The 13968-nt window shown below is 63.8% G+C and carries 12 protein-coding genes, 1 tRNA gene and 2 rRNA genes; 9 read left to right on the top strand and 6 right to left on the bottom strand.

Going from position 1 to position 13968, the window contains the following annotated elements; genetic code table 11:
* From ACU0B3_RS09230 to ACU0B3_RS09215, 4 genes are all read left to right on the top strand, one after another.
* Positions 1-293 (top strand): 23S ribosomal RNA (locus ACU0B3_RS09230); the annotation flags it as partial.
* Between the two features lie 79 nt (positions 294-372).
* Positions 373-487, top strand: a 5S ribosomal RNA gene (gene rrf / locus ACU0B3_RS09225).
* A gap of 330 nt (positions 488-817) precedes the next feature.
* On the top strand, positions 818-2395 hold the full coding sequence (locus tag ACU0B3_RS09220) for a diguanylate cyclase domain-containing protein (protein WP_446260555.1): 1578 nt from the start codon (positions 818-820) through the stop codon (positions 2393-2395).
* A 68-nt stretch (positions 2396-2463) separates the two neighbouring features.
* Positions 2464-2540, top strand: a tRNA-Met gene (locus ACU0B3_RS09215).
* Positions 2541-2733: 193 nt separating this feature from the next.
* Here ACU0B3_RS09215 and ACU0B3_RS09210 read toward each other — a convergent pair.
* From ACU0B3_RS09210 to ACU0B3_RS09185, 6 genes are all read right to left on the bottom strand, one after another.
* Positions 2734-3393: a class II aldolase/adducin family protein gene (locus ACU0B3_RS09210; protein ID WP_446260554.1), complete on the bottom strand. Its 660-nt coding sequence runs from the start codon at positions 3391-3393 to the stop codon at positions 2734-2736.
* Positions 3386-4543 carry a Tm-1-like ATP-binding domain-containing protein gene (locus tag ACU0B3_RS09205; protein ID WP_446260553.1) on the bottom strand — a complete coding sequence of 386 codons (1158 nt, stop codon included), beginning with the start codon at positions 4541-4543 and terminating at the stop codon, positions 3386-3388. Before ACU0B3_RS09205 ends, ACU0B3_RS09210 begins: the two co-directional genes overlap by 8 nt.
* Before the next feature lie 2 nt (positions 4544-4545).
* Positions 4546-5481 carry a carbohydrate ABC transporter permease gene (locus ACU0B3_RS09200; protein WP_446260552.1) on the bottom strand — a complete coding sequence of 312 codons (936 nt, stop codon included), beginning with the start codon at positions 5479-5481 and terminating at the stop codon, positions 4546-4548.
* Between the two features lie 3 nt (positions 5482-5484).
* The gene (locus ACU0B3_RS09195; RefSeq protein ID WP_446260551.1) at positions 5485-6396 is read right to left on the bottom strand and encodes a carbohydrate ABC transporter permease; all 912 of its coding nucleotides are present in this window, start codon (positions 6394-6396) and stop codon (positions 5485-5487) included.
* A gap of 108 nt (positions 6397-6504) precedes the next feature.
* Positions 6505-7851, bottom strand: a complete 1347-nt coding sequence (locus tag ACU0B3_RS09190; RefSeq protein ID WP_446260550.1) for an extracellular solute-binding protein — start codon at positions 7849-7851, stop codon at positions 6505-6507.
* Positions 7852-7885: 34 nt separating this feature from the next.
* Positions 7886-8971, bottom strand: a complete 1086-nt coding sequence (locus tag ACU0B3_RS09185) for an ABC transporter ATP-binding protein (protein ID WP_446260549.1) — start codon at positions 8969-8971, stop codon at positions 7886-7888.
* A gap of 116 nt (positions 8972-9087) precedes the next feature.
* Between ACU0B3_RS09185 and ACU0B3_RS09180 the strand changes: the two genes are divergently transcribed.
* The 5 genes from ACU0B3_RS09180 (at position 9088) to ACU0B3_RS09160 (ending at position 13867) form a co-directional block, all read left to right on the top strand.
* Complete coding sequence (locus ACU0B3_RS09180; RefSeq protein WP_446260548.1) at positions 9088-9753, top strand: GntR family transcriptional regulator; 666 nt, start codon at positions 9088-9090, stop codon at positions 9751-9753.
* Positions 9754-9839: 86 nt separating this feature from the next.
* On the top strand, positions 9840-10772 hold the full coding sequence (locus ACU0B3_RS09175) for an N-acyl homoserine lactonase family protein (protein ID WP_446260547.1): 933 nt from the start codon (positions 9840-9842) through the stop codon (positions 10770-10772).
* Between the two features lie 7 nt (positions 10773-10779).
* Positions 10780-11619, top strand: coding sequence for a TIGR01459 family HAD-type hydrolase (locus tag ACU0B3_RS09170; protein WP_446260546.1), 840 nt, complete (start codon positions 10780-10782; stop codon positions 11617-11619).
* Positions 11616-12596, top strand: a complete 981-nt coding sequence (locus ACU0B3_RS09165) for a class II aldolase/adducin family protein (protein WP_446260545.1) — start codon at positions 11616-11618, stop codon at positions 12594-12596. The genes ACU0B3_RS09170 and ACU0B3_RS09165 overlap by 4 nt, the downstream gene beginning before the upstream one ends.
* Positions 12593-13867, top strand: a complete 1275-nt coding sequence (locus tag ACU0B3_RS09160) for an FGGY-family carbohydrate kinase (protein WP_446260544.1) — start codon at positions 12593-12595, stop codon at positions 13865-13867. Before ACU0B3_RS09165 ends, ACU0B3_RS09160 begins: the two co-directional genes overlap by 4 nt.
* The last annotated feature ends 101 nt before the right edge of the window (positions 13868-13968 follow it).

Below are 13968 nucleotides of genomic sequence, written 5' to 3'. Positions count from 1 at the left end.
CGTGAGACAGTTCGGTCCCTATCTGCCGTGGGTGTAGGATACTTGAGAGGAGTTGCCCCTAGTACGAGAGGACCGGGGTGAACGATCCACTGGTGGACCTGTTGTTGCGCCAGCAGCAGTGCAGGGTAGCTATGATCGGACAGGATAACCGCTGAAGGCATCTAAGCGGGAAGCCCCCCTCAAAACAAGGTATCCCTGAGGACCGTGGTAGACCACCACGTCGATAGGCCGGAGATGTAAGCACAGCAATGTGTTCAGTTGACCGGTACTAATTGTCCGATAGGCTTGATTTGATCCAGTAGCAGTCAGACTGACTACTGATCGGAGGTCATGCACCAAACGGTGACTGACTTGGACCCGTTTCTTTCTCGGTTTGGTGGTCATAGCGAGAGCAAAACACCCAGCCCCATCCCGAACCTGGCCGTTAAGTGCCTTTGCGCCAATGGTACTGCGACTTAAGTCGTGGGAGAGTAGGTCATCGCCAAACCTAGTAAGAAACGTGAAACGTATCTCTCGACACGATTTCCTGAAACAGCGCCCCTCCGAGGGCGCTTTTTTATGTCTTAAGCCCAGCATTTGTAACGGCACTTCGTGCGCATGCCATCATGTAGCCGTGGATGATCTGTACGTGCTCAACATTGACACCTGCACGATGCAGCCAAGCTTTCGAGGGTCCCGGCACGGGCCGTTCGACGTTGCGAAAAACGCAGCTCGATACATCGTCGAACCTTTCGATGAAGATATCCACAGCGGGCATTAGCACTTTGTTCACATCTCCCGCGGTACCCTCGCGCATCACAGGCGACGAGACCCGCACATGACGGAAATGCCCCGCGCGCGGCGCAGCGATCACGCAAACGAACTGACCGTACCGCGCCTGCAAAAGGATACCGACGCGCTCCGCCGGCTGGTCGAGGAGCACCGCATCTTCAAAGAGGCGATCGAAAAAAGCCCGATGTCCTACTGCGTTTACGACGCGGACGATCGGCTCATCGCCTACAATGCAGCCTATGCCGCGCTCCATCCGGTCATCGCCGACCTGAGGCAGCGCCAGGCACAAACCGGAACGCCCATACTCTACGCCGACCTTGTGCGCGAAAGCATCCGTGGCAAGGTGGCGGCAACGGATCTCGAGGCCGAGGTTGCCAAACGTGTCGCCGATCAGCGCAAGGCGGTCGGCGAGGCGGTCGAGCGGGAGTACGCAGGCGGTATCCACCAGCGCGTCTACAAATACCCGCTGGCATCAGGCGCCACGGCGGGCATCGCCCTCGACATTTCCGAGCTCAAGGCGCGCGAGGTAGAGCTTACCCAGGCCAAGCAGCATGCGGAACAGGCGGAGGCGCAGGCGCGCACCGCGCTCGACATGGAGCGGACGCGCAAGACTCAATCCCGGCAGCTGAGCGAGCTTGGCGAGTGGCTGCAAAGCTGCAAGTCGCTCGATGAACTTTTTCGCGTGATCGAGCGGTTCATGGCGCAGCTCTTCCCAAAGTCCGCGGGGGAGCTTTACGTCTACAGCAATTCCCGCGATGTGCTCGACGGCGCCTGCCAGTGGAACCGCGACGGCCAGATCAAGCCGCATATCAAGCCCGACGCCTGCTGGGCGCTCAGGCGCGGGCGCGTGCTGCGCTATGGCGTCGGGATCGCCGATCTCGCGTGTCACCACGCGGACGACCTCGACGGCTCGGACCCGTGCGAGACGCCCTACGTTTGTCTGCCGATCATCGCGCATGGCGACACGGTTGGTCTGCTGCACATCCGGCTCGAGGGTGCGGCGCAAGAGGCGCTCGACGACACCACGATGGCGTTTGCGGTGCAATGCGCCGAGCAGATCAGCCTCGCCATTGCCAACGTCAAACTCCGCGACGAGCTGCAAGAGCAATCGACGCGTGACCCGCTCACAGGCGCGTTCAACCGCCGGTACCTCCTCAACGCCTGTCACAGGGCGCTGTCGTCTCGCGGGGCGCATGATGTGGCCTTGATCGTGATGGACCTCGACCATTTCAAGACCTTTAACAACGAGCAGGGGCAGGACGCGGGCGACGCGGTTCTGCGCAGTTTTGCCAAGCTCCTGCACGACATCGCGGATCACACCGGCACGCTGGCGCGGCTCAAGAGCGATGCTTTTGTTCTGTTGTTGCAAGGCCAGGACGGATGCGCTGCAGCGGAATTGGCCGAAAATATCCGCGCCCGCACGGCGGAGATGCAGGTGGCCTACGGCGGGCAAAAGAGCATCCTGCCAAAGGTGACCATCTCTTGTGGTATCGCCTTGCCGGACGATCCGGGCGAGACACCGTCGCGTCTGCTCGATGCGGCCGAAGCCGCGCTGCACGCCGCCAAGGCGGCCGGTCGCAACCGCGTGCAGGGGCCCGCCGAGACAATCCCCAAACTGTCGTAATTCTGTGCAAATTCTATGCCTTCGTCCCTTGCGCCGCCCACAGAATCCACCTATCTGACCGGTATTGGCGCGGGATGGAGCAGCCCGGTAGCTCGTCAGGCTCATAACCTGAAGGTCGTAGGTTCAAATCCTACTCCCGCAACCAAAAAGGCCGTACCCTCGGGTGCGGCCTTTCCTTTTTCTGGCGAATGCCGCGTGCCGAAAAGCGGTCGGCCTTCAACAATTGCGCTTGGCCTAATTCTGAGCTCCCGCCTGACAGGCACTGTCAGGCCGCGCCGACCCCCTGGGGCGGCGCGTGCTTGTCCGATTGGGATGTACAGGGCTTATGGTTGCTTGCGCTAAGCCGCGCCGCGTGAGGCGGCGGCGTCAGCTGCGGTTCCGTAGGTCGGCAGGTCGGCCTGTGTCTTGCCATGTGCCGCCATCAACGTGTCGCGGACATAGGCAATGTGGGCAGTCTCTTCGATGATCTCGGCGAGGTACTGTGCCTTCATCAGGTTCGGCCCGACACCGATTGTGCCGTGGTTGGCGAGCACGGCGCTGACGATGCTGCGGTCCTGAAAGACCGGACTGATCTCCTTGTCCGTCTGCGGACCGCCTTCGGGCGACAGCGGAATCAGCGGCATCCGTCCGATCTTTTCGATGGTCTGCACGGTGAGGCAGGGAATCTCGATCCCCGCGCTCGCATAGCCGGTCGCCCACGGGCTGTGGCAGTGCACGATGGCGCGGATGTCGTCGCGGATACGGTAGAGGTCGAGGTGAAAGCCGAGGTCCTTGGATGGCTTGAGGTCGCTCGGCTCGACTGTCCCGTCGAGATGCACGACCTGAAGGTTTTCCCGCGTACATTCGTTGAACCCCACGCCCGAGGGCTTGATGACAATCGCGTCACGATCGTCGAGCCGCACCGACAGGTTGCCCCCCGCATTTGTCTGCAGTTTAAGGTCAAAGCAGCGCTTGGCGGTCGCGATCAGGGCGTCTTTCTTGTCGTTGAGATCAGACATGAACGGGGTCTCCAGTTGGCGCCTTGAGCGCATCGAGGGTGTCAAGAATGGCGTCGGTCGTGGCGGTGTCCGAGATATGCGCGTCACACGTCACCACCTGCACATGCGGCGCGAGCTGGCCGCGCGCCCGGTCGAGGAACAGCGCCCGCAGCGTCTCGTTTTCGAGTGCGCCGCCCGGGCAATCCTCGTGCGAAAAGCCGCCCATCGGCACCACAAGCGCCGCAGGTCCCAGCGCTGCGTTGAGGGACTGACAGAGCGCATCGGTGATCGTCACCATCTCGGCCTCCGAGACCTGCACGTGGGTGAAATAGCCCGAGTGTTCGTAGTGCGGGCGGCGCAGATAGGCGTCGTCGAGGACCGACCTCTCGCCCAGCCCGATAAAATTCATCGCGCCGGGCAACACGATCCGCGGCACTTCCGGCCCGGCGGTAAACCGCGTCGGCATCGGCACATGGGCGCCGGCGAGGTGCATCCGCGTGATCTCGTGCGGCGTCAGGTCGACGATCGTGTGAAACGCGCCCTGATCTGCAAAGCGCGCAAAGGCCGCGCCGCCGTACCCGTTGGAGTGAAAGACCGCCGTCTCCTGACCTCGGCCGCGCAGGCCAGAGACGAGGTTGCGCGCGGCGCGTTCGGTGACCCCAAGGGCCGTGATCCCGACCGACGGCTCGGCGATGCAAGATCCACCTTTTTGCCGGGTCGTAGCCAGACCGGCAGTCATGGCCGCCGTGTTCTCGAGCACCTCGCGCAGGGTGGCGTTAAGGCCGCAAATGTCCACCAGCGTCGGCACGAGGATGATCGACGTGTCCGCCGCCGCGCGGCGCGGGTCAAAGGGTAGGGTCGAGATCAGCACCTTGGGAAACGTGATCGGAAGTGACCGCATCACCGTCAGGGCAATCTCGCCGCCCGTTCCCCCGCCCAGCCCCAGCACGACTTGCGCCGATTTATGCGCGGCAATGGCATCAATGGCGCGGAGGCTGGCGTCCTGCATCGCGCGGAGTTTGCCTGCGCCGTCCAGCATCTTCCCGCCCGTGTCGAGTGACAAGTCCACCGTGTCCGCCACCACGCCGTGCTCGGCCAGCCGGGCCATCAGGTAGCCCGTTTCGTCCGCCTTGGTGTCGAGCGTGGAGAGGACAAGGACGTGGGCCGACATCGTCAGCCCTTCACCGCGCCTGCCGTCATGCCGGTGATGATCTGCCGCGAGGCAAAGAGGGTAAAGATGATCGGCGGGATCGCCAGCAGCATGCCCGTCGCCATGATCACCCCCCACTCGACGTTGAACTCGCTCATGTTGTTCACGATGAGGATCGGCACCGTCTTGGTGTTTCGGTCGCTGAGAGCGGAGGCCAGCAGGTACTCGTTCCACGCGATGCGGAAGGTAAAGATCGCCGCCGCCGCAAGGCCCGGCTTGATGAGCGGCAGCACCACTTTGAAGAACACCTGGAAGGGACCTGCACCATCCACGCGTGCCGCCTCCTCGAGACTGCGGGGGATTTGCGCGATAAAGCTTTGCAGGATCCAGATCACGAATGGCAGGTTCATCGCGACGTAGATCAGGATGATCCCGGAATGCGTGCCCGCGAGGCAGACATCGCCGCGCCCGCCAAAGGCCTCCCGGATCGCGCCACCGATCAGACCGTCACGGTCGAGGCAAAACTCGTTGTTCCAAAGGCCGAACACCGGCACCAGCAGCACGGCGGGCGGCACCATCCGCACCATCAGCGTCGTCAGAGAGACCGTGTCGCGCCCCATGAACTTGAACCGCACCAGCGCGTAGGCGGCCATGCACCCGATCACCAACGTCAGCGCCGTCGAGATCAGCGCGATGATCAGCGAGTTGATCAGCGCCCCGCCAAACTTGAGCGAGCAAAAGTCCAGATGCTCCGGCTCGTACCAGAGAATATCGCAGAGCGCGGTCTCGTAGTTCTGGATCGTCGGTAGAAAGATCAGCCCGGTCGAGCCGCTGATGATGTCGACGTCCAGTTTGAACGAGTTGATCAACATCAGAAAGATCGGCCCGATGGCCATCAGCACCAGCGCGACAAGCAGCGCGTAAAAGGCGGGGTTCTGGCGGTCGTGGTTGGCGGACATGGGTTACCCCTCTTCCTCGATCTGGCGGGCAAGCCGCGCGGCGCGGACTTCCTGGATGCGGGTGATCGCGAACATCGCCACGGTCAGCAGCAGCAGGAGGATCAGCAGGTAGTTCGACATGGCAGCCGCCACGCCCAGCTCCCGGAACTCCGTCGCCGTGCGCGAGATGCGCAGCGCCACGATCTCGGTTGAGAGGCCCGGACCCCCTTCGGTCATCACGAGGATCACCTCGAGCACCTTGAAGGCGTCGATCAGGCGCAGGAGCGCGGTCACGATCAGCACCGGCATCATCAGCGGCAGCTTGATGTGCCAGATCTGCTGCCAGCCGGTCGCGCCGTCGATGCGCGCAGCCTCCAGCGCCGAGCGCGGCAGCGACTGCAACGCGGCGAGCGACAGGATAAAGATGAACGGCGTCCACTGCCAAATGTCGGCGATGATGACGCTCAGGAGCGCGTGCTGGCCCAGCCAGTCCACGCCGTCGATGCCGACGCTCTCGAGCATCCGGTTAAACGTGCCGATGGTGGGGTGGTACATGTAGCGCCACATCAGGCCGACCACGACGGGCGCGATCATCATCGGCAGGATAAAGAGCGTGCGCAGCACTGACATCCCGCGGATGTTGCGGTCGAGCAGCAGGGCAAGGCCCACGCCCAGCACCATCTCGAAGGACACGACGACCGAGGCAAAGATCAGCGTGACGCTGAGGCTCTCTCGAAAGTTCGGGTCGTTCCAAAGGGTGATGTAGTTCTTGAGGCCCACGAATTCGGCCTCGCCGATCGTCTGGGTCGGGTCCCAGTCGCGGAAAGAGCCCCAGACCATGTAACCCAGCGGGTAGAGCAGCGCGATCGCCATGATGATCGCCGCGGGGGCCATGAACATGTAGGGCGTCAGCCGGTTGGCGCGGGAGATCGACATGGCAAGCCTCGGGACGGTCGGGGAGGTAAGGTGGGCCGAGGCCCACCTTACGCTTCAGAGCGGGGGCGCAGACACGCCGCGCCCCACGGGAGGAACCTTACGGCGCGGCTACTGCCACGTGTAGTAACCGGCCTCTTCCATCGTCGCGCGGGTGCGCTCGGCCACGCCGTCCAGCGCTTCCTGGATGTCGAGACCTTCGGTCAGGACCTTGGACATGGTGGTGCCGATGTCCGCGTTGATCTTGCCCCATGGCGGGATGATCGGACGCCAGTCCGGGTCGGCGAACTGCAGCGCCTCACCGAAGGTGGCCGAGAACGGATACTTCTCGTTCAGCTCTTCGTTCTGGTAGGTCGAGAAACGCGACGGGTTGCCGCCTTCCATCGCCACCATCAGATCGCCCTTCTTGGAGGTCAGCCACTGCATCAGCAGGAAGGCCGCTTCCTTGTTCTCGGCGTTCTTCGGGATCGCGATGCCGAAACCGCCGGTCTGCGAGCCGCGGCGCACACCTTCGGGGTGCATCGCATAGCCGACCTTGCCGACGACCTGGCTGCGGTCCGGGTTCTCGAAGCCGGGCATAAAGGCGATCGAATCCATGAACATCGCGCTTTCGCCATTGGCAAACGAGTTTGCCGCCTCGGCCGGGCCAAAGCTCATCGCACCTTCGGGACCGCAATCCACGATGGTTTTCAGCGCGTTGGCGGCAGCGACGCCAGCCTCGTTGTTGATGATCGGCTCCCAGTTGTCGTCAAACACGCGGCCGCCCAGCGGGGCGAGGTGCAGAAGAAACGCGTGAGACGCCTGATGGCCCGAGGCCGCGCGGGAGGCCATGCCGCCCATACCCGGCTCGACCTCAGGGATCTTGCAAGCCGCGTCGAGCAACTGGTCATAGTTGGTCGGCTCGGCGATCCCGTGCTTTTCAAAGATGTCCTTGCGGTAGGCGAGCACCGACGTTTCGGAGCCGAACGGGATGCCGAAGAGCGAGCCTGTCGGTCCCGGCAGGTAGCCCTTCTTGCCGCCCGCAACGCCGATGTTCTGCACGTAGCCGTCGATCAGGTCTTCGGCGTCGTAGCTCGGATCGGCGAGCTTGGGGTTCATGAAGTACTTGGCCAGATTCTCCAGCTGGTCGGCAAAGACATAGTCCGCCTTGGAAAAGACCACGTAGGAGATCAGGTCATATTCACCCTCATCCTGCGCCAGCTCGAGCGTCTGACGCTCGCGCATCTTCAGGTAGGGCAGCTGGTCGACCTCGACCTCGATGCCGGTCTCTTTGGTGAACTCCGGGAGCACCTTGATCGCCGCATTATAGTGCGGGTGCGCCGGGAAGTTCACGACAACCGTCGTGCCCGCGTATTCCGCATACGGCCCCTTGCTGTGGCCATCGGCAAGCACCGGGCCAGCCACCAACGCCAGGACCGAGACGGCCCCCAGCGTGGTGTGTTTCAATGATTTGAGCATTCTTTCTCCTCCCTTGAGATGGATGCGGGCGCCCTCACAGCGCCTCTTCGGTCTTGCGGTCAAAGAGGTGCACGCCCTCCGGTCTGACCGCGAATCTGAGTGTCTCGCCAAGCGCGATGGGCGTCTCGGACTTGAGCTCGACGGTCACGTTGGTGCCGCCGCAGGCGCACATGAGCACCGATTGCGCGCCCACGTATTCCGAGACGATCACCCGCAGGTCGAGCGCCTGATCGTCGGGCGCGCTGGCGTCGTAGTTGAGGTCCGACGGGCGGATGCCGAGGATGATGTCCCCGCTCGACCGGCCAAGGCGCGCCGCGACATCTGTCGGGATCGCGAGGTTGAACCCGTCGCCTGCCGCCATCACCCGGTCGCCAGCGCCAGAGAGCGTGGCGTCGAGAAAGTTCATCGGCGGCGAGCCGAGAAAGCCCGCGACAAACTTGTTGGCGGGGCGTTTAAAGAGCTCTTCGGGTTTGCCTTGTTGCTGGATATGTCCGCCGTGCATGACGACGATCCGGTCGGCAAGGGTCATCGCCTCGATCTGGTCGTGCGTGACGTAGATCATGTTTTTCTGCACCTTCTGGCGCATGATCGCGAGCTCGGCACGCATCTGGCCGCGCAGCTTGGCGTCGAGGTTCGAAAGTGGCTCGTCGAAAAGGAAGATCTGGCTGTCCTTGGCCAGGGCCCGGGCCATCGCCACTCGCTGCCGCTGACCGCCCGACAAGGCGCCGGGCTTGCGATGCAGGAACTGCGTCAGGCCAACCGTCTCGGCGACTTCGCGCACCTTGGCGTCGATCTCGGCCTTGGGGCGTTTTTGCAGGCGCAAGGCAAAGGAGATGTTCTTCGCCACGTCCATATGCGGGTAAAGCGCGTAGTCCTGAAAGACCATCGCCAGCCCCCGATCCTTTGGATCAAGCTGGCTGACGGGATTGCCGCCGATGTAGATTTCGCCGTCCGACACGCTCTCGAGCCCGGCGATCATCCGCAGGGTCGTGGACTTGCCGCAGCCTGACGGGCCAACAAGCACGGTAAACTCGTTCTCGGCCATGTCGAGATCGATGCCGTGCAGGACCTCCACCGCGCCGTACCGTTTGACCAGCCGTTCAAGCTTAATTTCTGGCATCGAATCCACGTCCTCCCGGCAACAATATTTTGTATACAAAACAAAAAGTAAATATGCAAATTTGCTTTCGGCGCGAAACTGCGGTAGGAGATACGCTCAATCAAGGTACAGACCACATGCCGAAAGCCGAGAAAATCAGTCTTGATCTGCCAAAGATGTCCGCCGCACAGCGGATCGAGCAGGGGCTTTTGGACGAGATCAGCGTCGGTGCGCTCGCGCCTGGGCAGCGGCTCGACGAGACGGGACTGGCCAACCGGTTCGGCGCATCCCGTACCCCGGTGCGTGAGGCTTTGTCCCGACTGACAGCGCAGGGCGTGCTGGTGCAGGGTGAGAAGCGGGGCGTTTTCGTCGCGGAATACAGCCGCGAGGAATTGAGCCAAATCTTTGAAGCGATGCACGAAATCGAGACGGCCTGCGCCCGGATTGCCGCGCAGCGCCTGACTTTGCTGACCCGTTCCGAGATCGAGGCGGCACAGGCCAACTGCGTTTCAGCGGCAGAAGCGGGCGACCGTGCGGCCTATCTGCGCGCCAACGAGGCGTTTCACATGACGATCTACACGGCCACTGGAAATCCCTACATGGCCGAGATCGCAATCGAATTCCGCCGCCGTACGGGTCCCTTCCGGGCCAAGAAATTTGCCACCCGCGCCGATCTGATCGCCTCCGCCAAAAGTCACGAGGCCCTGATCGCAGACATCTTCTCCGAAGATTCGGCGACCGCCTCCAACAGCATGCGCACGCACATGGCGGCGAGCTTTATCCAGACGCTCAAGGCAAATTAGGGACGGCTCACCGGATTAAACCTTGCAAATGCGCGCAGCTTGCTCTTTTTGTATACAAAACTGAATCACAGCACACGAGGGACACCATGGGCGTTGCCGAAACCAAGATTTATCCGATCAACACCGGCTGGCTGCATGGCGACCTTGGCACCTACATTTTCTGGAAAGGCCCGGCGGGCAAGAAAAAGTGGCAGCCTGTGTTCTGTCACTACGTCGACACCGGCGAGCATAAAATCCTGATCGACACCGGCCTGCCCGACCAGGAGCGTGCGAGCAAGTATCACCACAATTGCGAAAAGCGCGGCTGCCTGCAGGTCCACGAGCATCTCGAGCAAAAGCTGGGCGTGCACCCGGACGAGATCGACGCGATCATCTTCACTCACCTGCACTGGGACCACGTGCAGAACATGAAAGAGTTCAAGAACGCCCGCTACATCGCGCCCAAGGCCGAGATCGAAATGGCCTACAACCCGCTGCCGCTCTACTACCGCACGTATGAAAGCGGCACGCTGGGGATCGACGCGGCCTATCTCGGCTGCGCCTTCGAGGCGGTCGATGATGAGTGCGAGATCCTCCCCGGTCTGACCATGTTCCACACGCCTGGCCACTCGGTCGGTCACATGGCAGTCAGCGTCGCAACGAGCGCCGGCGACATCGTGATTTGCGGGGATGCCATTTTCGAGGAGCGCAACCTCGAGCCGAACCCGGCCGAGATGTGGCGCTACTGGGTGCCCGCGCGGTTCGTGAACTCGGTGCAGGGGTGGAAGTCGGTCGAGGAGCTCGACAAGCGCTCGGACTATGTTTTGCCCTGCCACGACTACGTGGCGAACGCGCGGTCTGACGTCTTCCCCTACGAAGGCATGCCGATCCGCAAGCGCCGCCAGGTGATCCCGGGCTACAAGTTCTACTTTGGCGACATGGCGCCGGGCCTTGCCCAGAAAGAGGCGCCCGCGATGAAACCCGAGGAGGTCGATGCCTACATCGCCAGCCTCGCCAAACCCGAAGACATGGAAGACTGAGCCGTCCATGACCCGCGCACTGCAGCACTTGGCAGAGGTCGCGGGCGACTACGACGCGATCGTGCTCGACCAGTGGGGTGTGCTGCATGACGGCAGCGTGCCTTACCCGAACGCCGTCTCCGCGCTGCGCACGCTCAAGGGGACGGGTCATCGGCTCGCGGTGCTCTCGAACTCCGGCAAGCGCGCAGCGCCGAATGCCGCGCGTATCGCCGGGATCGGCTTTCCCGAGGGGCTCTTCGACGTGGTGATGACCAGCGGCGAGGCGCTGTGGCGCGATTGCCAGTCCGGCCGCGTGCCTGAGGCGCGGTTCTACCCAATCGAGCGCGCGCCCGGGGATGCGGCGGCCTGGGCGGAAGGACTGGATCTACACTTGGTGAGCGACCTGTCTGACGCTGAAGCGATCCTTTTGATGGGCTTGCCGGACGGCAGCACAGAGGACGACTGGTCCAGCGTCATGGGCTCCGCGCTGACCCGCGGCTTGCCGGTATATTGCTCGAACCCCGACAAGGCGAGCCCCCGCGCCGGCGGCCAAACGGTCGTCTCTCCCGGCGCCTTGGCACACGCCTACGCGGCCAAAGGCGGGGTAGTCACGTTCTACGGCAAACCGCACCGCCCGATTTTCGAGGCCGTCGCCGAGGCCCTCGGCAGTCAGCGCCTCCTCATGGTGGGCGACAGTCTCGAGCATGATATCACCGGCGCGGCAGGCGCGGGCTGGGACTCGCTTTTTGTCGAGGGCGGGCTCTACGCGGCGCGCTTTGACAGAAGCGACCGCGACGCCGCTCTGCGCGCGCTTATTGCCGAAACTGGCCACCCCGCGCCCACCTACCGGATCGAGGATTTGCGATGACACGTGACACACGCCCGGCGCTTGTGACTGATGCGTTCCGCCAGCTTTCCGCGCGGCTGGGTCAGGACCCGCTGCAGGTGCAGGGACCGGGTGGCAACACGTCCATCAAGGACAGTGAGGTCATGTGGATCAAGGCGTCCGGGACCGAGCTCGCCGACGCCGAGCGGCAGATGATCTTTGTCCCCGTGGACCGTGCCGCCGCCATCGCCGAGGCGCGCGGTGAGGCTGGCGACGGCTCCTGCAAAGGCACCGTGCTCGACCCAGCGATCACCCTGCGCCCGTCGATCGAGACGACGTTCCACGCAGCGCTCGACTTCAACGTGGTGGCGCACACCCATTCGGTGGCGACGCTCGTGCACGCGATCAGTCCCGAGGGGCGTGCCGCGCTCGATGCCAAGCTCGCCGGTCTGCCGTTTGTCCGCGTGCCATACGCCAAACCCGGCCTGCCGCTAACTCGCGAAATCCTGGCCCGTGCGGCTCCCGACACGCAGGTTTTTGTGTTGCAAAACCATGGGTTGATCTGTGCAGGTGCGACAGTGGAGGAGGTGTCCGACCTCCTCGCAGAGGTCGAGCGCCGGCTTGCCATGACGCCGCGCGAGGGGGAGGGGCCCACGCCCTCGGAACCCGCACCGGACGGGTTCGACTGGTCGCCTTACGGGTGGCTCGCAGGGGGAGGCGCGGAAGCGGCCACCGCGGGGTCATACTACCCCGATCACGTGGTCTTCCTCGGCCCGGCGCTGCTGCAATCCGATCACGACGGCACGCCACCTGCCGTGTTGGTGCCAAGGCAGGGCGTGGCGCTGCGCAAAGGCGCCACCTCCAGCCAGACCGCGATGCTGCGCTGTCTCAGCGATGTGCTTGCCCGCGTGCCGGAGGGCTGGACGCTGGACCCGATCGGGGCAGACGCCGAGGCTGAACTGCTCAATTGGGATGCGGAGAAATACCGGCAGGCGCTGGCGGCCCGGACGCCCACATGAGCCTCGCGCTTGGCATCGACATCGGCACGTCCGGCGTGCGGACGGCAGTGCTGGACGCGCGCGGCGACGTCCTCTCCATGGCCCGCGCGCCGCACCTACCCCAAGATCCGGACCGCATCGACGCGACCCTCTGGTGGGGGGCCGTCAAGGCGTGCCTCGCTGCGCAACAGGGCGCGCTCGCCGAGCACGGCCACGCATTCGCAGATGTCACCTGCATCGCCATCGACGGCACGTCTGGCTCGATGGTGCTCACCGACGCCGCACTCCAGCCCGTGACACGTGCGCTGATGTACAACTCCAAAGGGTTCGACGCCGAGGCCGCGCAGATCGCCCGGCACGCGCCGACCGCACACATCACGCAAGGCAGCAACTCCGCCCTTGGCCGCGCGATGCGTCTGGTGTCCGAAGACACCTCCGGCACGGCCCGGCACCTCCTGCATCAGGCCGACTACATCGCCGCGTGCCTGACCGGGCAGGGCGGACTTTCCGACCACAACAACGCGCTAAAGACCGGGTTCGATCCTGAGACCGAGGCGTGGCCCGATTGGATCGGTGAGGTGATCGACCCTGCGCTGCTGCCCGCGGCCTTGCCAGTCGGCGCTCCCATAGGACAGGTCGCACCGTCCATCGCAGATCAGCTCGGCCTCGACCCAAACGCAACAGTCCAGGCAGGCACCACCGACAGCATCGCGGCCTTCATCGCGGCGGCGCCTGTGCGGGCGGGCGTGGCGGTCACGTCGCTCGGCTCGACTCTCGCGATCAAGCTCCTGAGCCCCGTGCGCATCGACGATCCGGCCATCGGGCTCTACGCGCACCGGCTCGGAGATGTCTGGCTTGTGGGCGGCGCGTCCAACACGGGCGGTGCCGTGCTGGCGGACTTCTTTGACAGCGAGACCCTTGCACAGCTCAGCGCCCAGATCGACCCGAATACGCCGAGCGGCCTCGACTACTATCCCTTGCGCGCGCCCGGTGAGCGGTTCCCGGTCAACGACCCCGCGCACCCGCCGCGCATGACGCCGCGCCCGGAGAGTGACGCGCGCTTTTTGCAAGGGCTCTACGAGGGCATCGCCCGGATCGAGGCGCAGTGCTTCCGCGAAATCGCCGCGCGCGGCGGGGCGTACCCAAGCCTTGTCCTCTCCGCAGGCGGCGGCGCGTCGGACGCCACGTTTACCGCCATCCGGGCCAAGGCACTGGGCGTCACACCCCAGACCCCGCCCCACACCGAAGCCGCCATCGGCAGCGCCAAGATCGCCGCCGGGTTGGTGGGGTAAACCTGACCCATTCTCCGGCTCAGCGGCCCGATTTACCCAATTTTAGTTATTGCCGGGCTGCGGCAAGGCCTCCTACGCTATGGCTCATGTTTTCGAGGCGC

The organism is Pseudaestuariivita sp., assembly GCF_052825805.1.
The sequence above is the reverse complement of the archived record's forward strand: the minus strand, read 5'-3'. Positions and strand labels throughout refer to the sequence as shown.

What these genes read in the sequence shown, in the direction of transcription:
- ACU0B3_RS09220 (WP_446260555.1), top strand. Translation starts at nt 818, where the DNA reads ATGACGGAAATGCCCCGCGCGCGGCGCAGCGATCACGCAAACGAACTG.
- ACU0B3_RS09210 (WP_446260554.1), bottom strand. Translation starts at nt 3,393, where the DNA reads ATGTCTGATCTCAACGACAAGAAAGACGCCCTGATCGCGACCGCCAAG.
- ACU0B3_RS09205 (WP_446260553.1), bottom strand. Translation starts at nt 4,543, where the DNA reads ATGTCGGCCCACGTCCTTGTCCTCTCCACGCTCGACACCAAGGCGGAC.
- ACU0B3_RS09200 (WP_446260552.1), bottom strand. Translation starts at nt 5,481, where the DNA reads ATGTCCGCCAACCACGACCGCCAGAACCCCGCCTTTTACGCGCTGCTT.
- ACU0B3_RS09195 (WP_446260551.1), bottom strand. Translation starts at nt 6,396, where the DNA reads ATGTCGATCTCCCGCGCCAACCGGCTGACGCCCTACATGTTCATGGCC.
- ACU0B3_RS09190 (WP_446260550.1), bottom strand. Translation starts at nt 7,851, where the DNA reads ATGCTCAAATCATTGAAACACACCACGCTGGGGGCCGTCTCGGTCCTG.
- ACU0B3_RS09185 (WP_446260549.1), bottom strand. Translation starts at nt 8,971, where the DNA reads ATGCCAGAAATTAAGCTTGAACGGCTGGTCAAACGGTACGGCGCGGTG.
- ACU0B3_RS09180 (WP_446260548.1), top strand. Translation starts at nt 9,088, where the DNA reads ATGCCGAAAGCCGAGAAAATCAGTCTTGATCTGCCAAAGATGTCCGCC.
- ACU0B3_RS09175 (WP_446260547.1), top strand. Translation starts at nt 9,840, where the DNA reads ATGGGCGTTGCCGAAACCAAGATTTATCCGATCAACACCGGCTGGCTG.
- ACU0B3_RS09170 (WP_446260546.1), top strand. Translation starts at nt 10,780, where the DNA reads ATGACCCGCGCACTGCAGCACTTGGCAGAGGTCGCGGGCGACTACGAC.
- ACU0B3_RS09165 (WP_446260545.1), top strand. Translation starts at nt 11,616, where the DNA reads ATGACACGTGACACACGCCCGGCGCTTGTGACTGATGCGTTCCGCCAG.
- ACU0B3_RS09160 (WP_446260544.1), top strand. Translation starts at nt 12,593, where the DNA reads ATGAGCCTCGCGCTTGGCATCGACATCGGCACGTCCGGCGTGCGGACG.